The organism is Agromyces aerolatus, from assembly GCF_031432255.1.
Taxonomy (GTDB): domain Bacteria; phylum Actinomycetota; class Actinomycetes; order Actinomycetales; family Microbacteriaceae; genus Agromyces.
Map to the genome: position 1 here is coordinate 153,356 of NZ_JAVKGQ010000008.1, position 20,817 is coordinate 174,172.

Sequence of the window (20,817 nt, forward strand, 5' to 3'; positions counted from 1 at the left end):
CGCGGCGCGAAGGCCACCAGACCTGGCTGAGTGCCCGTTGAGGCGGCATCGGCGCGCGCCATGTCGCGTCGGCCGACGGACGCCTCGGTGCGACGCGTGCGCACGACGACGTCGGCCGGTCGCCTCAGGAGCGCTCGGGAGGGCGGCCGGCTCTCCTACCGCGGCTGCGTCGAGGCCCTGAGCACGAGCTCCGGCCGGAGCATCCGCGCCTGGTGCTCGTGCCGGTCGCCCTCGGTGAGCTCCTCGAGCAGCAGCCGCACCGCCTCGGCGCCGAGCGCCTGCTTGGGCTGGCTGACCGAGGTGAGCACGTCGTGTTCGGGGCTCGCGAGCGAGAGGTCGCCGTATCCGACGACGGATGCCTCGTCGGGAACCCGCACGCCGGCCGACGCCAGCCCGCGCATGACGCCGGTCGCGAGCTGGTCGTTCGTGCAGAAGATCCGCCGGGGCGCGCCGTCCTCGGCGATGCGCACGCCCATCGCGACGCCCGCGTCGATCGTCATCTCTTCGACCTCGTACTCGACGAGTTCCGCGCCGGCCCCGTCGTGCGCGGTGAGGGCGGCGAGCGCACCCTCGCGGCGACTCGCGCACTGCGGGATCGAGATCGGCCCGTTGACCAGGGTGATGCCCTCGCCCGCGCACGTGAGCAGATGCTCGACGGCCAATCGCCCGCCGTGCACGTCGTCGACCGCGACCGAGCAGTTCTCGGCGGTGTCGGCGACGCGGTCGACGATGATGAGGCGCGAGCCGATCAGCCTGAGGTGGGCCAGTCGCGACGAGTCGGCTGTGAGCGGCACCACGATCGCGCCCGCGGCGCGCTGCTCGGCGAGCACCGAGAGGTGCCGGCGTTCGCGCGCCGGGTCATCGTGACTCGCGCACAGCGCGACCGCGTACCGTTCGCGATCGGCCGCGTCGACGACCGCGTCGACGATGGCCGCGTAGAACGGGTTCGTGATGTCGGGGATGACGAGGCCGAGCAGCCGGTTGTGCCCCTGGCGCAGCGTTGCCGCGGCCCGGTTCGGCACGAAGTCGAGCTCGTCGATGGCCTTCTGGATGCGCTCGCGGGTCTCGGCGCGGACGATCTCGGGGCGGTTCAGGGCGTTCGACACCGTCGCGGTCGAGACGCCCGCCCGCTTCGCGACAGCGGCGAGCCCGAGATCACGGCGGGCAGACACGGCACTCAGTCAACCACGAAGCCGTGGGCGATCGCGCAGTTGACAGCGCGCGCGATCGGGAGCAGAGTTGTTCGCAAATATAATCGATTCAATTACGCACCGACCCGGTGATGTTCCGACGGTGCCCCACCCGCCTCACCCCGAAGGACCTCCTATGTCGCAGGCCACCTCGATCGACCACCTCCTGCCGCCCAAGGCGCGCCGCAAGCCCCGCATCGGCCTGGTCGCCGGCGGCCTCGGCACCTACTGGCCGCAGTTCCCCGACCTGCTGCCGCAGCTGCGGGAGTCCGCACGCTACGTCTCCGAGCGCTTCCAGCAGATGGACGCCGACGTGACCGACGTCGGCTTCATCTCGGACGCACAGGAGGGCGCCGCCGCGGCCGAACAGCTCCGACGCGAGGACTGCGACCTCATCGTGCTCTTCCTCACGACCTACCTCACGAGCTCCATGGTGCTGCCGATCGCGCAGCGCGCGAACACCCCCGTGCTCGTGATCGACCTGCAGCCGACCGAGAAGATGGACCACGCGTCGTTCGACACCGGCGCGTGGCTCGCCTACTGCGGCCAGTGCCCCGTGCCCGAGGTCGGCAACGTGTTCCGGCGCGCTGGCATCCCGTTCCGCTCGGTGTCGGGGTGGCTCCGCCAGGAGTCGGCGTGGGAGCGCATCGGCCAGTGGATCCGCGCCGCGCATGTGCGCGCCGCGCTGCGGCACGCCCGGCACGGCCTCATGGGCCACCTCTACCCCGGCATGCTGGATGTCTCGACCGACCTGACCCTGCTGCCGACGACGTTCGGCTCGCACGTCGAGGTGCTCGAGTTCGACGACCTCCGTGTGCGCGTCGACGAGGTCACCGACGCCCAGGTCGCCGACCGCATGGCGCTCGCGCGCGAGCTCTTCACGCTCGACGACACCGTCGTCGAGGAGGACTTCGCCTGGGGAGCGAAGGTCTCGGTCGGGCTCGACCGGCTCATCGACGACTTCGACCTCGACTCGCTCGCGTACTACCACCGCGGCCTCGACGGCGAGCAGCACGAGCGGCTCGGTGCGGGCATGATCCTCGGCGCGTCACTGCTCACCGCACGCGGCATCCCGGCCACCGGCGAGTACGAGCTGCGCACGACGGTCGCCCAGCTCGCGACCCAGGTCGTCGGCGCGGGCGGCTCGTTCTGCGAGATCCAGGCCCTCAACTTCGAGGACGGCGTGGTCGAGATGGGCCACGACGGCCCCGCGCACCTCGCGGTATCCGGGCGCGATCCGCTGCTGCGCGGCCTCGGCGTCTACCACGGCAAACGCGGCTGGGGCGTGTCCGTCGAGTTCGACGTGCAGCCCGGCCCGGTCACCCTGCTCGGGCTCGGACAGGATCGCGACGGCTCGCTCTCGTTCATCGCGTCCGAAGGCACCGTCGTTCCGGGCCCGCTGCTCGAGATCGGCAACACGACGAGCCGGGTCGACTTCGGTCGCGACCCGGGCGAGTGGGTCGACGAGTGGTCGGCGACCGGCGTGGGGCATCACTGGTCGCTCTCGGTCGGACACCGTTCGGCCGACTACCGCGCCGCGGCCTCGCTGCTCGGCATCGACTTCCGCCGGGTGTGAGCGCGATGACGACCGATGGCGCCCAGGTCGAGCGCGTCTGCTTCCAGCTGCAGGTGCGTGCCGAGCGGCTCGACGAGTACCGCGAGCGGCACGCCGCCGTCTGGCCCGAGTTCCTGCGGGCGCTCGAGGCCACCGGCTGGCGCAACTACTCGCTGTTCCTGCGCGAGGACGGCCTCTTGATCGGATACCTCGAGACGAACGATTTCGCGGCCGCCCAGGCCGGCATGGCCGCACTCGAGATCAACGCCCGCTGGCAGGCCGAGATGGCGCCGTTCTTCGAGGAGCTCGCCGGGCGCCCCGACGAGGGCTTCGTCCGATTGACCGAGGTCTTCCACCTCGAGGACCAGCTCCGCGGAGCCGACGACAGCCGGTAACCCTCGGCGCTCCGCGCCACCCCGCATCCCCCGCGCCACCTCACGCCCCCCGCGCCACCTCACGCCGCGCGCGCCACCCCGCATCCCCCGCGCCACCTCACGCCGCCCGCGCCACCCGCATCCCCCGCGCCACCTCACGCCGCGCGCGCCACCTCCCGCCCCCCGCGCCACCTCACGCCGCGCGCGCCACCACTGACGAACTGCGCCACGCACGACGGTCGTGCGTGGCGCAGTTCGTTGCATCCGGCGCAGATCCGTGGCGGATCCCATCCCGGGAATCCGCCCGCTGGTGGGAGTTGCGCTCGGCATCCGCGCGTCGTACGCTTGAAACGATTCATTTCCACGGGAACGGAGAGCTCGAAGATGAGCCTGAGCACGAGGCCGCAGCGCGTGTGCTTCCACCTGCAGGTCGACCCGGCCCGCCTCGACGAGTACGCCGAACGGCACGCCGCCGTCTGGCCCGACATGCTCCGCGCGATCGAGGCCTCCGGCCGCCGCAACTACTCCCTGTTCCTCCGCCCGGACGGCCTGCTCGTCGGCTACTACGAGACCGATGACGACGAGGCATCCCAGCGCGCCCTCGAGGCCGACCCGCGCACGGCCGCGTGGGAGGCCGAGATGGCCGCGTTCTTCATCTCACTCGACGGCCGACCCGACCAGGGCGCCCCTCGACTGCGCGAGGTCTTCCACCTCGAAGACCAGCTCGCCGCGCTCGGCACCGAGCGCTGAGCGGCGAGTCCACGAGACATCCGCACACCACAAGAAAGCAGGACCCGAAGTGAGCACGCTCCCCCAGCACATCCAAGACCAGCTGGCCAAGCAGGCCATCGAGCTGCCCAGCTGGGCCTTCGGCAACTCCGGCACCCGGTTCAAGGTCTTCACGACGCCCGGCACGCCGCGCGACCCGTACGAGAAGATCGCCGACGCCGCACAGGTGCAGAAGTACACCGCGCTCGCGCCGATCGTCGCGCTGCACATCCCGTGGGACAAAGTCGACTCCTATGACGACCTGCGCCGTCACGCCGAGGACCTCGGGGTGACGCTCGGCACGATCAACTCGAACACGTTCCAGGACGACGACTACAAGTTCGGCGCGCTGACGCATGAGGACGCCGCCATCCGCCGCAAGGCGATCGACCACCATCTCGAGTGCATCGACATCATGCACGCCACGGGCAGCCGCGACCTGAAGATCTGGCTCGCCGAGGGGTCGAACTACCCGGGGCAGGCCGACCTGCGCGGCCGTCAGGACCGCCTGCACGAGTCGCTGCAGGAGATCTACGCGCGCCTCGGCGACGAGCAGCGCCTCGTGCTCGAGTACAAGTTCTTCGAGCCGGCGTTCTACCACACCGACGTCCCCGACTGGGGTACCTCGTACGCCCAGGTCGCGGCCCTCGGCGAGAAGGCCATGGTCTGCCTCGACACGGGTCACCACGCACCCGGCACCAACATCGAGTTCATCGTCATGCAGCTGCTGCGCCTCGGCAAGCTCGGCTCGTTCGACTTCAACAGCCGGTTCTACGCCGACGACGACCTCATCGTCGGCGCAGCCGACCCGTTCCAGCTGTTCCGCATCATCTTCGAGGTGATCCGCGGCGGCGGGTACGGCGACCCCGACGTGGCCTTCATGCTCGACCAGTGCCACAACGTCGAGGACAAGATCCCGGGCCAGATCCGGAGCGTCCTGAACGTCCAGGAGATGACCGCTCGGGCGCTGCTCGTCGACGAGGAGGCGCTCCGCGCCGCGCAGGTCGCGGGCGACGTGCTCGGCGCGAACGCCGTGTTCATGGACGCGTTCTACACCGACGTGCGCCCGGCCCTCGCCGAGTGGCGCGAGGGGCGCGGGCTCCCGGCCGACCCGATGCAGGCGTTCGCCGACTCCGGCTACCTCGCGAAGATCGCCGAGGAGCGCGTCGGCGGCGTCCAGGCGAGCTGGGGCGCGTAACCGCCGCACCGAGCCCCGCAGCACGTCCCGCACGTCACACCCCGCGAGCGGTCGCAGATGGCGGGTCTCTTCCCGAAACACCCACCATCTGCGACCGTTCGACAAGGACCTGAGCCCGAACCGCCGCACGAGACATCCACCGCCAGACCTGTGGCCGAGAATCACACACGAAGGATCGAACCGATGACGAACCCCGCAGCCGCCGACCTGCTTGCCCGGTCGAACCGCCTCGGCGCCGACCCGAAGAACACGAACTACGCCGGCGGCAACACCTCGGCCAAGGGCACCGAGACCGACCCGGTGACCGGCGAACCCGTCGAGCTCATGTGGGTCAAGGGCTCGGGCGGCGACCTCGGCACCCTCACGGAGTCGGGCCTCGCGGTGCTGCGCCTCGACCGCCTGCGCGACCTCGTGAAGGTCTACCCGGGCGTCGACCGCGAGGACGAGATGGTCGCCGCGTTCGACTACACGCTGCACGGCAAGGGCGGCGCGGCCCCGTCGATCGACACGGCCATGCACGGCCTCGTCGACGCCGCGCACGTGGACCACCTGCACCCAGATTCCGGCATCGCGATCGCGACCGCGGCCGACGGCGAGGAGCTCACCGCGAAGATCTTCGGCGACAAGGTCGTGTGGGTGCCGTGGCGCCGCCCCGGCTTTCAGCTCGGCCTCGACATCGCCGAGATCAAGGCTCAGAATCCCCAGGCGATCGGATGCATCCTCGGCGGCCACGGCATCACCGCGTGGGGCGACACGAGCGAGGAGTCCGAGCGCAACTCGCTCTGGATCATCGACACCGCCGCCGCGTACCTCGCTGAGCACGGCACGGCCGAGCCGTTCGGCGCGGTGGTGCCTGGGTTCGAGGCGCTCACCCCGGCCGAGCGCCGCGCGAAGGCTGCCGCGCTCGCGCCGACCATCCGCGGACTCGCGTCGTACGACAAGCCCCAGGTCGGGCACTTCACCGACGCCGACGTCGTGCTCGAGTTCCTGAGCCGCGAGAAGCTCCAGCCGCTCGCCGCGCTCGGCACGAGCTGCCCCGACCACTTCCTGCGCACCAAGGTCAAGCCGCTCGTGCTCGACCTCCCGGCGTCGGCCTCGATCGAGGAGAGCATCGCGCGCCTCAAGGAGCTGCACGAGCAGTACCGCGCCGACTATCAGGCCTACTACGACGCGCACGCCACGCCCGACTCCCCCGCGATCCGCGGCGCCGACCCGGCGATCGTGCTCGTGCCCGGCGTCGGCATGTTCAGCTTCGGCGCGAACACGCAGACCGCACGCGTGGCGGGCGAGTTCTACGTCAACGCGATCAACGTCATGCGCGGCGCCGAGTCGGTGTCGATGTACCAGCCCATCTCCGACGAGGAGAAGTTCCGCATCGAGTACTGGGCGCTCGAGGAGGCCAAGCTTCAGCGCATGCCGAAGCCCAAGACGCACGCGACCCGCATCGCGCTCGTCACGGGTGCGGCCTCTGGCATCGGCAAGGCCATCGCCACGCGGCTCGCGGCCGAGGGCGCGTGCGTCGTGATCGCGGACCTCGACCTCGAGAAGGCGCAGGCCGCCGCGGCCGAGCTGGGGTCGACGGACGTCGCCATCGGCGTCGCCGCGAACGTAACGGATGCTTCGCAGGTGCAGGCCGCGATCGACGAGGCCGTCCTGGCGTTCGGCGGACTCGACCTCGTCGTGAACAACGCCGGCCTGTCGCTGTCGAAGCCGCTGCTCGAGACGACCGAGGCCGACTGGGATCTGCAGCACGACGTCATGGCAAAGGGCTCGTTCCTCGTGTCGAAGGCCGCCGCGCGTGTGCTCATCGAGCAGAACCTCGGCGGCGACGTCATCTACATCTCGTCCAAGAACTCGGTGTTCGCGGGCCCGAACAACATCGCCTACTCGGCGACGAAGGCCGACCAGGCGCACCAGGTGCGGCTGCTCGCGGTCGAGCTCGGCGAGTACGGGGTCCGGGTCAACGGCATCAACCCCGACGGCGTGGTCCGCGGCTCGGGCATCTTCGCCGCCGGCTGGGGTGCGAACCGGGCGAAGACGTACGGCATCGACGAGCAGGACCTCGGCAAGTTCTACGCCCAGCGCACGATCCTGAAGCGCGAGGTGCTCCCCGAGCACGTCGCGAACGCCGTGTTCGTGCTGACGGGCCCCGAGCTGAGCCACACCACCGGCCTGCACGTCCCCGTCGACGCCGGCGTCGCCGCCGCCTTCCTGCGATGAACGCGAGCGGGCGCCTCGCCCCAGCAGCCGCCGCCACCACCGCCACCACCACCACCACCGCCGCCGCCGCCGCCGCCGCCGCGAAAAGTGTGACGGCACGCCTCTGGTGGGTCGGAAGCCGTCCCCGCCGGGGCGCCAACCCATCGCTCGCCCCTCAACCCACTTTCGGCGGCGGCGTCATGGCCGCCACGACCACCGCCACCGCCACCACTACCGCCGCGAAAAGTGTGACGGCACGCCTCTGGTGGGTCGGAAGTCGTCCCAGCCGGGGCGCCAACCCATCATCCGCTCCTCACCCCACTTTCGGCGGCGGCGTCATGGCCGCCACGACCACCACCACCGCCACCGCCACCGCCACCGCCACGAAAAGTGTGACGGCACGCCTGCGGCGGGTCGGAAGCCGTCCCCGCCGGGGCGCCAACCCATCGTCCGCCCCTCAACCCACTTTCGGCGGCGGCGGCGTCATTGCCGCCACGTCCGCGACCGCCGCCAGGGCCATCGCGACCATCGCCGCCACGACCGCCACGACCGCCACGACCGCCGCGACCGCCGCGACCGCCGCGACAAGTGTGACGGCACGCCTCTGGTGGGTCGGAAGGCGTCCCTGCAAGGGCGCGAACCCACCGCGCGCCTTCCCACCCACTTTCGGCGGCCTCAGCGAGATGGCCGGCGAGCCCGCGGGAGCCCTCCGATGAACGCGGACACCCGCGGCGGCGCCGTGGCGGCGGTCGACCTCGGGGCGACGAGCGGCCGGGTCATCGTCGGGCACGTCGACGGTGCGGCCGGCACGCTCGCGCTCAACCACGTCGCGCGGTTCCCGAACGGGCCGGTGCGCCTCGCGTCGGGACTGCACTGGGACTTCACCGGCCTCTTCCGCGACCTCACGCGCGGCCTCGCCGACGCGTTCCGGCGCACGCCCGACGTCGCGTCGATCGGCGTCGACTCGTGGGCGGTCGACTACGGCCTGCTCCGCGGCGAGCGCCTGCTCGGCGAACCGTTCCACTACCGCGACGAGCGCAACGAGGCCGCGGTCGACGGCGTGCACGCCATCGTCCCGTTCGCCGAGCTCTACCGGCGCAACGGCCTCCAGTTCCTGCCGTTCAACACGGTCTATCAGCTCGCGGCCGAGCGCGACGGCGGCGACGGATGCCTCGGGCTGGCCGACTCCCTCCTGCTGATCCCCGATCTCGTGGGATTCCAGCTGACCGGCACGAGGGTCGCCGAACGCACGAACGCGTCGACGACCGGGCTGCTCGGCGTCGAGACCGGTGAGTGGGACTACGAGCTCATGGAACGGCTGCAGCTCGAGGCATCCGTCTTGCCCCGTCTCGTGTCGCCAGGCGACTCGCTCGGCGGCCTGCGGCCGACGGTCGCGGCCGACCTGGGTGCGCCCGACGGCGTCGAGGTCGTCGCGGTGGGCTCGCACGACACCGCCTCGGCGGTCGTCGCGGTGCCCATGCGAGCCGAGTCGGCGGCGTACATCTCGTGCGGCACCTGGGGTCTCGTCGGCGTCGAGCTCGAGGCGCCCGTGACGAGCGACGCCGCGCGCGACGCGAACTTCACCAACGAGGGCGGCGTCGACGGGCGGGTGCGGTTCCTGCACAACGTCATGGGGCTGTGGCTGCTCTCGGAGTCGGTGCGCTGGTGGGAGCGCGACGGCGAGACGATCGACCTGCCCGGGCTGCTCGCGCAGGCGGCCGCGGTCACCGGCGAGGTCACGGTGTTCGACGCGAACGATCCGCGGCTCATGGCGCCGGGCGACCTGCCGGGGCGCATCGCGGAGTGGTGCGCCGAGCGCGGGCTTCGCGCCCCGCAGAGCCGCGCCGAGTTCGCCCGGTCGATCGTCGAGAGCCTCGCCGAGGCGTTCGCGGCCGCGGTCCGGGATGCCTCGATCCTGTCGGGTGTCGACGTCGAGACGATCCACCTCGTCGGCGGTGGCTCGCAGAACGCCCTGCTGTGCCAGCGCACGGCCGACCGCTCGGGGATTCCCGTGCTCGCGGGCCCGGTCGAGGCGACGGCGATCGGCAACGTGCTCGTGCAGGCGCGCGCAGCGGGATTCGCGTCGGGTGACCTCGAGTCGCTGCGCGCGATCGTCACGCGCGCGTTCGAGCCGAAGCGGTACGCGCCGCGCCGCTGACGAAGCGCCCTGCTGCCGCCGCGCCGCCCCGCACGAGCGCCGCGCCGCCTCGCGCACGCCGCGCACGCCGCGCCACCCCGCGCCACCCCGCACCTTCGCGCCCGCCGCGCCAGCCGCGCCCGCTCCGACCTATCACGCCAGCCCCGACCGTCGCCGCTGGCGCGATACGTCGGAGCGGGCGCGCATCGCGCGAACTGGCGCGGAACCGTGCGCCCAACTGGCGAGACACCGCGCGCGCCCACCTGGCGCGGCGGCGAGCTCAGTGCTCGTGCGCGAGCTGCTGCAGCACGATCACCAGCAGGCCGAGCGCGACGAGGATCGCGAGCGCGACGAGCTGCTGCCACCAGCCGAGCCGTGTGCGGCGCACCGCGAAGTACCCGATCACGGCGAGGGTCGCCAGGTACACGATGCTCGCGGTGCGCAGCGCGCCTTCGAGCTCGAGCACCTCGGCCCACGCGAGCACGAGCAGCACGACGGGCACGAACGCGGAGGCGAGTGCCGATCCGGCGATGCGCAGCATGCGGCCGAGCTCGGCACCGGTCGGGAACGCGGCGTGCACCGACATGTGCGCGATCACGTCGGCGGCGAACCCGGCGACCGTGATGCCCACGATGCCGATGAGCAGCGCGTACGTCGCCCGCGACGCGTCGAGGTGCTCGACGTTGCCCCACTGCACGAGCACGATCGCGAGCCCCGTGAAGGTCGCGTAGACCCGCTCTTTGAGCGCCTCGGCGCGTTCGTCGATGGGACGGGTCCGGCCCCGTTCCTCCCGGCGCCGCGCCGACCCACTGCGCCCGCGCGGCGTGGCCGCGTCGGGCGTCGCACCCTCACTCATGGGCGCAACCGTAGCAGCGTGGCGGGTTCGGACTGCGCGACGCGCGATCAGGCCATGACGGATGCCACGGGCACCCGCCCGCGCGCCCGCTCCGTGTCTCGCATGGCGAGGAGCGGCACGCCCACGCCGTACGTCACGAAGTCGCCGACCGGCCGGATGCCGATGCCGACGAGCGCTCCGCGCTCGTCGCCGTCGGTCACGTCCAGGCCGTGCAGCAGGGCGTGCTGCACGTCGGGGTGCAGCGCGCGCACGGGCAGCGTCTCGGTGACGCCCGAGAACGTGATGGTTGCGGCCGGGACCTTGATCCAGGGCATGAAAGGCACGCGTTTGGCGATCGGGACGGTGACCGACACTTTCGGGTTCGCCGCGATGTGCCGCGCCTTCCACTCGCGGTCATTGGTCGTGAACCAGAGCACGCCGTCGTGCACGTGATGCATGACGCCCGCGGTGCGGGCCTCGCCGCGCGCCGACACCATGCCCACGACGATGAAGTTCTCGCCGGAGATGGCCGTCCAGACCTCGTCGCCCGTGATGTCGACCATGAGCTGCGCCTCGCTTTACATTGTCAAGCCTTTACGATGTAAAGCGAGGATACGAGGGGAAGCTTTACATTGTCAAGCAGCGACATCGCCGGAACCACGGACGCCACCGCCGACGCCACCGGCACCGGCACCGGCACGAGCACGACCGCCGGCTCGCCGGGCCGCGCCGCGCTCCTCCGCGCACTGGAAGAGCTCGCCCGCGAGCAGGGCGTCGGCAACGTGGGCCTCCGCGAGGTCGCGCGCCGCGCGGGCCTCTCGCACGCCGCACCCACCCATTTCTTCGGCAGCCGGTACGGCATGGTCCGGGCGCTCGCGCTCGAGGGGCTCAGCCTGCTCGACGACGAGATGTGCACCGCGCAGGAACGGGCCGCCCAGCTGCCCGGCCGTGAGCGGCTGGTCGCCGATGGCCTGGAGTTCGTCGCCTTCGCGCGGCGGCATCCGGCGCACTACGACGCCATGTTCCGCACGCCCACGCCCCCCGAGGGCGACCCGGTGCTCGACCGGGCCCGACTGGCAGCGCTCGACGGCCTGCGCGCGCTCGTCGCGGAGGTGCACGCGAACGGTGAGATCGGCGGTGAGGTCGAGACCGTGTTCCTGCAGCTGTGCGCCATGAGTCACGGCATCGCCTCGCTCGCGGTCGACGGGTTGCTGCACGGATTCGACCAGACCGCGGAGCATCCGGCCGACGCCGCGGCCATCGCCGAGCGCATCGTCCGCGCCCAGGTCGCGCAGCTGCCCTGACCGCCCGCGCGCCGACCCGCGTGCGCCGACCCGCCTGCGCCGACCCGCCCGCGCCCGCGCGGCACGCGCACCGCCGCGCCACGTCCGCCCCCTCCGCGCCACTTCAGCTGGCGCGGAGCGCAGCGAACTGGCGCAGCGCAGCTCCAGAGCGCCTGCGCTCTGACAGGATGGCGGGATGAGCGAACCCCGCCTCGTCGTATCCCTGCCCGGTGAGACCCTGCGCGCCGCGGTCGGCGAGCTCCCCGAAGGAGTCCAGGTCGTCGTCTGGGATCTCGACTCGCCGGCGCCGGCCCCGGCGATCGACCTCGTCGTGCCGCCCTACATGGGGGCTTCGAAGCGGCTGCGCGCGCTCGAGGGGGTCAGCACGCGCCTCGTGCAGTCGCAGAGCATCGGCTACGACGACATCCCCGCGAACCTGCCGCCGGGCCACGTGTTCGCCAACGCGGCATCCGTGCACGAGGCCTCGACCGCGGAGCTGGCCGTGGCGCTCACCCTGGCGGCGCAGCGCGGCCTGCCCGACTTCGTGCGCGCCGCGGCCTCCGGCCGCTGGGCGCCCGCGCGGCATGACAGCCTGGCCGACCGTCGCGTGCTGCTCGTCGGCTACGGCGGCGTGGGCCGCGCGATCGAGGAGCGTCTCGACGGCTTCGAGGTCGAGCTCACCCGGGTGGCCAGTCGCGCGCGCGACGACGAACATGGTCGCATCCACGGCATCGACGAGCTCGCCGAGCTGCTGCCGGCGGCCGAGATCGTGATCGTCGGCGTGCCGCTCACCGAGTCGACGACCGGCCTCGTCGATGCCGGCTTCCTCGCGGCGCTTCCGGACGGCGCGCTCGTGGTGAACATCGCGCGCGGCAAGGTCGCCGACACCGAGGCGATCCTCGCCGAGGCCGGGACGGGTCGGCTGCGGTTCGCGATGGACGTCATCGACCCCGAACCACTGCCGGAGGGGCATCCGCTCTTCGCCCTCGAGAACGTGCTCATCTCACCGCACGTCGGCGGCGCGACGAGTGCGATGATGCCGCGCATGGCGCGGCTGGTCCGCCGCCAGGTCGAGCGGATGCTCCGCGGCGAGGAGCCGCTCAACGTCGTGTACCGATCCTGATCGATTCCGGCGGGTGGTCGGCGCCTGATCGATTCCGGCTGTGTCGCCGGAATCGACGCGCGTTGCCGACGTGCGTTGTCGACGCGCGTTGCCGACGTGCGTTGTCGACGCGCGGGTCGATATGCGTTGCCGACGTGAGCCGAGGTCGGGGATGGTGATTCCACTGATCTCCGCCCGGGGCCGTCTCGGCATCATCTACTGGTATACTGTCATGCTATGCCTGAGTGCTCCAGAACTCTCGTCTCGCGCTGCTCGAACCTGAGCATCCGCCAACGCTCGCGGATCGTGCTCGCCATGGTCGGCGCAGCGACGTGCGGCGTCCTGATCGGCGGGCTGCTGTCGCCATCCTGGGCGGGCGCGAGTGACGGCGCCCAGGGCGCCGAGCCCGCGGTCCTGGGCGGGTTCGCGCTGGGTGACGGCGTCGAAGGTCTGGTGGATGCCCCGTCGGGGGCGTTCTCGTTCGCATTGCCGGTGGCCGGGGTGTCGGTGGCGTGGGACTCCCGCGCGGCCGCGGCCGACCGTTCGGGGCTCGGTGCGGGCTGGTCCATGGCCGGCGTGGCGAAGGTCGACACCGAGGGCGGCGTTCGGGTGTCGCCGGCCTCGGGCGGGGTGTTCCCGGCGAACGCGACGGTGCCGTCCGGGCTCGAGGGGTATGTGCTGGGGGATGTGGTGTTCCGGCAGCTGCCGGCCGAGCTGCCGGCGCGGGCCGATGGGCTGCGTGGTGCCGCGTCCGCGGCGTTCGAGCTGGTCGAGCTGGGCGGGGTGCGTACGTTCTTCACGGCGGCCGGCGACCCGGTCGTGCGGATGGACGCGAACGGGAACCGCACGGACTGGGAGTGGGGTGACGGGCACCGGCTTCAGCGCGTGATCGATGCGGCCGGGGTCGTCACGGCGCTGGACTGGGCGGACCCGGCGCGGGTGAGCATGGTCACCGGTGCGGGCGCGGCCCGCACCGTGGCCGGGACGATCGAGCTCGACGGCGGGCGGGTGTCCGCGGTGGTGGATGCCTCGGGCGGCCGAGTGCGCATCGGATACGGTCCCTCGGGGTTGGTCGACCGCGTTGCGGCGGTATCGGGGACGGCGACCGAGGTCTCCTGGCAGGGGTTGCCCGATGGGCGGGCCGCGGTCGACCGGATCAGGGTGATCGACGCCGGCAGCGGAGCCGAGCTGTCGACGCGGCAGTGGACCGCGCAGGCCGGGCTCGCCTCGGGCTGGCCGGCCCAGGGCCTCGCGGTGGCCGGCGCGGCCTCGTCGGGCCCCGGGGCACGGTCCGTCGCCGACGGGTACACGACCTCGCTCTCCGACGGCGTGAGCACCGTGACCTCCGAGTTCGACGGCCGGGCGCGGCTGCTCGAGCGTGAGGTCGAGTCGGCCACCCGGGCCGGCTCGCTGGTGCAGCAACGGCAGGCGTTCGCCTACCCCGAGGTCGACGATGCCGCCGCGATCCCGCCGCAGTTCGCGCACCCGACCGAGGTCACGGTCACGCAGCTGGACGCGACCGGCGGGCAGCGCGAGGCGACCGAGACGTTCGAGTTCGACGAGCTCGGGCGGATGACCGAACTCACCAACCCCGACGGCGACGTCACGACCAGCTACGACTACACCGACTACGGCACCACCACCACCCGCAACCACACCCAACCCCCAACCAGCCCGGGCCCGGGCGCGCTGGTCGGTGACGCGCACCGCAACCCGTTCCAATACGCCGGCGAATACACCAACCCCACCGGCACCCAGCACCTCCAGATCCGCACCTACGACCCCGCCACCATGCGGCTGACCAGCACCGACCCCGAACCCCAGCACAACCGCTACCACTACGCCGCCCTCAACCCCATCACCCTCGCCGACCCCACCGGACGCATCCCCGCACTGCCGTCGTGGGCCACCGCCGTCCTCGCCGGCGTCGGCGTCGCCCTCGCGCTGACCGGCTTCGCCGCGGCGATCAGTGCCGTGGCGACCGCCGCCTCGATCGGCGCGGCGACGGTGACCGCTAAGGCCGTCCTGACCGGCGCCGCGCTGGTCTCGATGTACGACCTGGCCGCCACCGCGCTGGACACCGTCGACACCTACATCCCCGAGTTCCTCGACGACGAGACCGCCCTCATCCTCGGCGTCACGAGTGCGGGCGCAGGCCTCGCCACAGCGGTCGCGGGCTTCGGCGCCCGCGCGCTCTCGCGAGTCGACATCAACCGGGCCATCGCGCTCGATCCGGTGACGATGACCGAGACCCACGCACGACTGCTCGTCGTCAAGGCCTACAAGATCGCCGTGATCGGGCAGTCGAAGCTCAAATCGGTGGGGATCCGATCCGATCGAACCGACCTGATGCGAGCGATTCAATCTGACACCGTCGAGCGCATCAGAACCCGAGATGGATTCGGCGGGTGGTCGTACGGGAAACACCAGATGGAACTTGATGCGTTCGAGGACAAGGTGAACACGTGGAAACGCCCTGTTGCACCGGCAGCGGATGGTCCGATCAATGCCACGAGAAGCATCAGGCTCGCTGACACCCTGGCTCAAGACCTGCGTAATCTCGTCGCCGCCAATGACTTCGCGACACTGTCGGGAAGTCGGGCGGTGATCAATAAGTTCCGCGACGCTCGCGACGCATTCGCGCGAAATCTCGCGCAGTCGAAGTTGTATCCCAAAGGGGTCTATGAGCCGGGCACCGCGTTCTACGACGAGTACGGCAACCTCATCCTGCATGACACGGACTTCTTCGGCTTCAGCCAATGGAAGTTCGTGCTCCGCGAGATGGGACAGGACATCTGATCAGCCCGGCGTTCATATTGTGGAAACCTCGCTTCGTCAAGTCCGTGCGCGATGTCGGTGGTCGAACGTAGGTTGAGGCCATGGAAGCCGTCGACTACCGGGACACGTTCATCACCGTGTCGCCCGACTCGGCGGCGTGGGGCGGGCAGGTGCCGCCCGCCGACGGGCCGTCGGTCGCGTCGGCGACGTTCGAGCTGATCGCGGAGCATCCGTATCGCTGGCGCGCGTCCGACGTCATCTTCACCGTGTGGGCGAACCTGCGCCGCCTGCCCAAGCTCGCACGCGGGCAGGTGCGCGCCGAGTTCTTCGCCCGCCCGCAGGCCTGCCTCCGGTCGAGCGAGCTCGCGCGCCGCTACGGCTGGGGCATCCACGCCGACCACGACGGCCGCATCGCGATCTACGCGGTCGGCACGCCCGAGTACGACTCGCTCGCCGCGGGCGTGGCCCCCGACGGCACCGCGGTGACCGTGCACGAAGCGCTGCACGAGCCCGAGCTCATCGCGGGCTGAGCCTCAGCGCCGGCTGAGCCTCATCGCGGGCTGAGCCTCAGCGCCTGCTGCACCCCAGCGCCAGCTACGCCCCGACGCCTGGCTACGTACGCTCCGCACAACCCCGGCTCCAGGATCCGCACCCCGCGTAGGCTCGAGCCATGGCGACCTCAGCAGCACCCACCCAGGCCGAGCCGCGCGTCGCGCTCTACTTCGACTTCGACAACATCGTCATCTCGCGCTATGACCAGCTGCACGGCGACGGCTCGTACCGCCGCAACCTCGCACGCGGCAAGGCGCCCGCGGCCGGCACGCAGACCGCGGCCCGGCTGCTCGAGGCCACGGTCGACATCGACGCCGTGCTCGACTTCGCCGCGACGTTCGGCACGATCGCCCTGGCCCGCGCCTACGCCGACTGGTCGACGCCCGTCAACGCGAGCTACCGCGGCCAGCTCATCGACCGCGCGGTCGACCTCGTGCAGCTCTTCCCGCTCGTGGCGTCCATGAAGAACGGTGCCGACATCCGGCTCGCGGTCGACGCCGTCGAAGACCTCTTCCGGCTCGACGACCTCACGCACATCGTGATCGTCGCGGGCGACTCCGACTACGTGCCGCTCGCGCAGAAGGCGAAGCGGCTCGGCCGGTACGTCGTCGGCATCGGCGTCGCGGGCGGCACGAGCCGCGCGCTCGCGGCGGCCTGCGACGAGTTCGCCGACTACGACGCGCTGCTCACGACGGATGCCTCGGTCGATGAGGACGAGGTGCCCGCCGAGATTCCCACGCGCGCCGCGCGCGGTCGGCAGCGCCGGGCGGATGCCTCGACGGCAGCCGACGGCGAGGCCTCGCCCGAGGCATCCGTCGCCGACGAGCCATCCGTCGCCGACCGCACCGTCGCCGCCTCGCCGACGCCGCCCTCGCGGAACCCGGGTCGCCTGCTGCTGAAGTCGCTCGAGCTGCTGCGTGCGAAGAACGATCAGGAATGGCAGCCGACGGGCGCGGTGAAGTCGCAGATGCAGCGCATGGACCCGTCGTTCCAGGAGCGCAAGCTCGGCTTCGGGTCGTTCACCGATTTCGTGCGGTCACGCGCGGGCGCGATCGAACTCGACGAGGCCGGCAACCGGATTCGCGTGCACCCGAAGAAGAACTGACGGAACTAGCGGCGCCCGCTCGAGCCGGGGCCGTAGATGATGATGCCGACGACCGGGATCAGCAGGAACCACACCCACGCCCACGCCCACGCGCCGAGCGCGAAGCCGAAGATGAGGAAGAGCACGAGCGCCACGAACGGCGTGAGCGCCATGATCGTGGCGCCGACCCGGCCCCCGAGCGCGCGCGAATTGCTCGATCCGTCGTCGCCGGGTCCGCGCTGTTCCGGGGTGCCGTATCCGCTCATGTGTCAAGCGTGCCGCAGGCGACGCCGAAACGGAAGAGCAACACCCATCTCAACTCAGTCGGCGCTCTGGTCCTGATCGGGCACGCCGGGTGCGTCGTCATCGACCGGTGGCGCGATGTCGTAGGACGACATCTCATCGGCGGGCGTCTCGGTGTCGCCCTCGAGCTCGTCCTCAGGCTCCTGCGGGGTGTTGATGTCGGTCATGGATGCCTCCTGTCGCCGCGCGATCTCGTCGAACCCCCAGTCTTCGGGATGCGGCCGGTTCCCGGGTAGGGGTTGCGCGACCTGTGGTCGGACCACATCTGCTACTGTGGTCCGACCACAGGTGAGGAGGCACGCGATGCACGAGACATCCGTCGCGCCCGCGCGCGCCTGGCAGACCGTCCTCGAACACGTGGAATCGCGGCTGCTCGCCGGCGAGCTCGCACCCGGCGACCACCTGCCTGGCGAACGCGCGCTGTCGTCCGAGCTCGGCGTCGGCCGTTCGAGCGTGCGCGAGGCGTTGCGGGTACTCGAGGCGATGGGCCTGATCCGCACCGCCACGGGCTCCGGGCCCAATGCCGGTGCCATCATCATCGCCACGCCCGGAGGCGCGATGAGTGCGCTCATGCGTCTCCAGGTGGCGGCGCGCGGATTCCCCGTGGCCGACATCGTGCGCACCCGTCTCGTGCTCGAGGCGCAGGTCGCCGGCGACCTCGCCGAGGCCTCCCCCGCGCCCGACCTCCTCGACGCCGAGACCCTGCTCGACGCCATGGACGCGCCGGGCCTCTCGCCGGCCGAGTTCCTCGCGCTCGACGCGCAGTTCCACCTGGCACTCGCCGAGGCATCCGGCAACCAGGTGATCACGGCGACGATGGCGGGCCTGCGTGGCGGCATCGAGTCCTACGCACTCGACGGCCTCGCGCGCCTCGCCGACTGGGGCGCGACGAGCGCGCGCCTCCGACGCGAGCACCGCGGCGTCGTCGACGCGATCAGGGCGGCGGATGCCTCGCTCGCGCGCAGCCGCGTTCGCGACCACATCTCGGGCTACTACGCCGAGACCCTCCCCGACTCCCCCTGACCGCGTTTCACCGAACGCGTCGAACCCCGCCCACCGACCGAAGGACCCGCACCGTGGTCAAGCGCCAACTCCCTAACCCCAGAGAACTCGCCGAGCTCATGCGGTTCAAGCAGCCGACCCTGAACCCCACCGACCGCCGCCTCGAGAAGGCACTCACCATCTGGGACCTGCGGAAGATCGCGCAGCGGCGCACGCCGAAGGCGCCGTTCGACTACACCGAGGGCGCCGCCGAGGGCGAGCTGTCCCTCGTTCGCGCGCGGCAGGCGTTCCAGGACGTCGAGTTCCACCCGTCGATCCTGCGCAACGTGCCCGTCGTCGACCCGAGCTGCGAGGTGCTCGGCGGCCCGAGCTCGCTGCCGTTCGGCATCGCGCCGACCGGGTTCACCCGCATGATGCAGACCGAGGGTGAGACCGCGGGGGCCGGCGCCGCGGCGGCCGCTGGCATCCCATTCACGCTGTCCACGCTCGGCACGACCTCGATCGAGGACGTGAAGGCCGCGAACCCGCACGGCCGCAACTGGTTCCAGCTGTACGTCATGCGCGACCGCGAGGTGTCGTACGGGCTCGTGCGCCGCGCCGCGGCCGCCGGCTTCGACACGCTGTTCTTCACCGTCGACACGCCCGTCGCGGGTGCGCGTCTGCGCGACAAGCGCAACGGCTTCTCGATCCCGCCGCAGCTCACGCCCGGCACAGTGCTGAACGCGCTGCCGCGGCCCGCGTGGTGGATCAACTTCCTCACGACGCCGAAGCTCGAGTTCGCGTCGCTCACGTCGACCGGCGGCACGGTCGGCGAGCTGCTCGACTCCGCGATGGACCCGACGATCTCGTTCGAGGACCTCGACCTCATCCGCGGCATGTGGCCGGGCAAGATCGTCGTCAAGGGCGTCCAGACCGTCGAGGACGCGAAGCTGCTCGCCGAGCGCGGCGTCGACGGCGTCGTGCTGTCGAACCACGGCGGCCGCCAGCTCGACCGCGCGCCCATCCCCTTCCACCTGCTGCCGGACGTCGTGCGCGAGGTCGGCCAGGACCTGGAGGTGCACGTCGACACGGGCATCATGAACGGCGCCGACATCGTGGCATCCGTCGCCCTCGGCGCGAAGTTCACGCTCATCGGGCGCGCCTACCTGTACGGGCTGATGGCCGGCGGCCGCCGCGGCGTCGACAAGACCATCCAGATCCTGCGCGGCGAGATCGAGCGCACCATGAAGCTGCTCGAGGTGCCGACGCTCGACGAGCTCGGGCCGCAGCACGTCACGCAGCTCGCGCGGCTGCAGCCCGTCGCCCGTGGCGTGCAGGAGGTCGCGGAGCGGACGGTCGACGCGAAGCCGAAGCCCGTGCGCGCTCCGCGCGCGGCGGGGAAGGCGGGCGCGGCGAAGCCGGCGCAGACCATCCCTCCGGCGAAGCCGGTCGACGCCTGACCTGCCCCGCTGGTCGAGTAGCGAGCGCCAGCGAGCGTATCGAGACCCGGCGACCCGCCCTCGAGATCGGCTCACGGGGTCTCGATACGCGTGCTCGTTCCTCGCTCGCTACTCGACCAACGGCGACGGCGGCTACCGCGTGGTGGCGCGAGCGTCTTCGCGGCGGGCGCGGCGCACGCGCGCGCGGTCGGCCTTGGCGGCCTCGGCCTCGGTCGGCGTCGTGATGGACTGCACCGTCGTGCGGGCGGCGATCGACTTCGCCCAGCCCTGGATCTTCTTCGCCTGCTTGCGGCGCTTCTTCAGCAGCTTCGAGCGGCGCTTCGCGTTCGCGGCCGCATCCGCCTTCCGCCCCGTGCGCGCGCTGACCGTCTCGGCGCCGGGAACCAGTCGCCCGGCCATCCGATCGAGCACGATCGTGACCCGCTCGGCCGATCTCGCGGCGCGGACCGGCGCGCGCCGACGGTCGTGCTTCGCGGCCCGGCGGAGCGCGCTCGTCTCGGCGACGAGCAGCTCGACGCGTTTCCGCGCCCTCCCCTTGGGCAGCTCCTTCGCGAGCTGCTTCGCCTCCTTCTCGGCCGCCTTGGCGTGTGCGATCGCGGCCTTCGCGCGCTTGCGGTCTTCGCGGGTGGTCGCCATCGTCATCCCTCCGAGTCGATGAGCTCGAGCAGCTTGCGCGCCGCGTCGCGGATCTCGTCATGGTCGTACTGGCCGGCCCGGCTCTCGAGCGAGATCACGGCGCAGCGATGCACCTTCGTGAAGTCCCCGTACGGAAACGAGTACGCACCCTTGGTCTCGTCGTTCTCGTCGTCGTCGATCCCGAGGTGCCAGTGCCGGAACTCGGTCCACCCCTCGCGCTCGATGAACGCGTTCTCGTCGGACGCGCTCGGCGCGTCCTCGCTCCATGCGTCACGCTCGTCGCGGACCACCTTGCCGTCGCGCACGAGCGACCTCGCGTGCCGCAGGGCCGTCTCGTTCAGCCTGATCGCCATCCTGAACCTCCTCCAGCGTCTCCTCCGGT

The 20,817-nt window shown here is 71.5% G+C and carries 20 protein-coding genes; 13 read left to right on the top strand and 7 right to left on the bottom strand.

Annotated features, from left to right (window positions below; translation table 11 throughout):
* Positions 1-155: 155 nt before the first annotated feature.
* Positions 156-1,172: a LacI family DNA-binding transcriptional regulator gene (locus RH864_RS11935; protein WP_310517782.1), complete on the bottom strand. Its 1,017-nt coding sequence runs from the start codon at positions 1,170-1,172 to the stop codon at positions 156-158.
* 154 nt (positions 1,173-1,326) lie between these two features.
* Between RH864_RS11935 and RH864_RS11940 the strand changes: the two genes are divergently transcribed.
* From RH864_RS11940 to RH864_RS11965, 6 genes are all read left to right on the top strand, one after another.
* The gene (locus RH864_RS11940) at positions 1,327-2,766 is read left to right on the top strand and encodes an L-fucose/L-arabinose isomerase family protein (RefSeq protein ID WP_310517783.1); all 1,440 of its coding nucleotides are present in this window, start codon (positions 1,327-1,329) and stop codon (positions 2,764-2,766) included.
* A 5-nt stretch (positions 2,767-2,771) separates the two neighbouring features.
* Positions 2,772-3,140 carry an L-rhamnose mutarotase gene (locus tag RH864_RS11945; protein WP_310517812.1) on the top strand — a complete coding sequence of 123 codons (369 nt, stop codon included), beginning with the start codon at positions 2,772-2,774 and terminating at the stop codon, positions 3,138-3,140.
* Between the two features lie 363 nt (positions 3,141-3,503).
* Positions 3,504-3,869 carry an L-rhamnose mutarotase gene (locus RH864_RS11950; RefSeq protein WP_310517784.1) on the top strand — a complete coding sequence of 122 codons (366 nt, stop codon included), beginning with the start codon at positions 3,504-3,506 and terminating at the stop codon, positions 3,867-3,869.
* A gap of 49 nt (positions 3,870-3,918) precedes the next feature.
* The gene (gene rhaI, locus RH864_RS11955) at positions 3,919-5,085 is read left to right on the top strand and encodes an L-rhamnose isomerase (protein ID WP_310517785.1); all 1,167 of its coding nucleotides are present in this window, start codon (positions 3,919-3,921) and stop codon (positions 5,083-5,085) included.
* Positions 5,086-5,268: 183 nt separating this feature from the next.
* Positions 5,269-7,305: a bifunctional aldolase/short-chain dehydrogenase gene (locus RH864_RS11960; RefSeq protein WP_310517786.1), complete on the top strand. Its 2,037-nt coding sequence runs from the start codon at positions 5,269-5,271 to the stop codon at positions 7,303-7,305.
* 691 nt (positions 7,306-7,996) lie between these two features.
* Positions 7,997-9,442, top strand: a complete 1,446-nt coding sequence (locus tag RH864_RS11965) for a rhamnulokinase (RefSeq protein WP_310517787.1) — start codon at positions 7,997-7,999, stop codon at positions 9,440-9,442.
* 259 nt (positions 9,443-9,701) lie between these two features.
* Here the strand turns inward: RH864_RS11965 and RH864_RS11970 are convergent, their stop codons facing one another.
* Complete coding sequence (locus tag RH864_RS11970) at positions 9,702-10,277, bottom strand: hypothetical protein (RefSeq protein WP_310517788.1); 576 nt, start codon at positions 10,275-10,277, stop codon at positions 9,702-9,704.
* Between the two features lie 47 nt (positions 10,278-10,324).
* Positions 10,325-10,819: a pyridoxamine 5'-phosphate oxidase family protein gene (locus tag RH864_RS11975; RefSeq protein WP_310517789.1), complete on the bottom strand. Its 495-nt coding sequence runs from the start codon at positions 10,817-10,819 to the stop codon at positions 10,325-10,327.
* Positions 10,820-10,888: 69 nt separating this feature from the next.
* On the opposite strand from RH864_RS11975, the gene RH864_RS11980 reads away from it, so the two are divergent.
* From RH864_RS11980 to RH864_RS12000, 5 genes are all read left to right on the top strand, one after another.
* Positions 10,889-11,560 carry a TetR/AcrR family transcriptional regulator gene (locus RH864_RS11980; protein WP_310517790.1) on the top strand — a complete coding sequence of 224 codons (672 nt, stop codon included), beginning with the start codon at positions 10,889-10,891 and terminating at the stop codon, positions 11,558-11,560.
* Between the two features lie 175 nt (positions 11,561-11,735).
* Complete coding sequence (locus RH864_RS11985) at positions 11,736-12,662, top strand: 2-hydroxyacid dehydrogenase (protein ID WP_310517791.1); 927 nt, start codon at positions 11,736-11,738, stop codon at positions 12,660-12,662.
* A 216-nt stretch (positions 12,663-12,878) separates the two neighbouring features.
* On the top strand, positions 12,879-15,440 hold the full coding sequence (locus RH864_RS11990; protein ID WP_310517792.1) for an RHS repeat-associated core domain-containing protein: 2,562 nt from the start codon (positions 12,879-12,881) through the stop codon (positions 15,438-15,440).
* 80 nt (positions 15,441-15,520) lie between these two features.
* Entirely contained in the window at positions 15,521-15,949 is a 429-nt protein-coding gene (locus RH864_RS11995) for a DUF6157 family protein (RefSeq protein WP_310517793.1), read from the top strand.
* Positions 15,950-16,089: 140 nt separating this feature from the next.
* The gene (locus tag RH864_RS12000; RefSeq protein WP_310517794.1) at positions 16,090-17,076 is read left to right on the top strand and encodes an NYN domain-containing protein; all 987 of its coding nucleotides are present in this window, start codon (positions 16,090-16,092) and stop codon (positions 17,074-17,076) included.
* Between the two features lie 5 nt (positions 17,077-17,081).
* Here RH864_RS12000 and RH864_RS12005 read toward each other — a convergent pair whose 3' ends face one another.
* Positions 17,082-17,321: a hypothetical protein gene (locus RH864_RS12005; RefSeq protein ID WP_310517795.1), complete on the bottom strand. Its 240-nt coding sequence runs from the start codon at positions 17,319-17,321 to the stop codon at positions 17,082-17,084.
* Between the two features lie 54 nt (positions 17,322-17,375).
* Positions 17,376-17,525 carry a hypothetical protein gene (locus RH864_RS12010; protein ID WP_310517796.1) on the bottom strand — a complete coding sequence of 50 codons (150 nt, stop codon included), beginning with the start codon at positions 17,523-17,525 and terminating at the stop codon, positions 17,376-17,378.
* A gap of 136 nt (positions 17,526-17,661) precedes the next feature.
* On the opposite strand from RH864_RS12010, the gene RH864_RS12015 reads away from it, so the two are divergent.
* Positions 17,662-18,381: a FadR/GntR family transcriptional regulator gene (locus tag RH864_RS12015; RefSeq protein ID WP_310517797.1), complete on the top strand. Its 720-nt coding sequence runs from the start codon at positions 17,662-17,664 to the stop codon at positions 18,379-18,381.
* A 53-nt stretch (positions 18,382-18,434) separates the two neighbouring features.
* The gene (locus RH864_RS12020) at positions 18,435-19,799 is read left to right on the top strand and encodes an alpha-hydroxy acid oxidase (RefSeq protein ID WP_310517798.1); all 1,365 of its coding nucleotides are present in this window, start codon (positions 18,435-18,437) and stop codon (positions 19,797-19,799) included.
* Between the two features lie 132 nt (positions 19,800-19,931).
* Here the strand turns inward: RH864_RS12020 and RH864_RS12025 are convergent, their stop codons facing one another.
* Together RH864_RS12025 and RH864_RS12030 are read right to left on the bottom strand one after the other, a co-directional pair.
* Positions 19,932-20,441: a hypothetical protein gene (locus RH864_RS12025; RefSeq protein WP_310517799.1), complete on the bottom strand. Its 510-nt coding sequence runs from the start codon at positions 20,439-20,441 to the stop codon at positions 19,932-19,934.
* The gene (locus tag RH864_RS12030) at positions 20,438-20,788 is read right to left on the bottom strand and encodes a hypothetical protein (protein ID WP_310517800.1); all 351 of its coding nucleotides are present in this window, start codon (positions 20,786-20,788) and stop codon (positions 20,438-20,440) included. The genes RH864_RS12025 and RH864_RS12030 overlap by 4 nt, the downstream gene beginning before the upstream one ends.
* Positions 20,789-20,817: the final 29 nt, after the last annotated feature.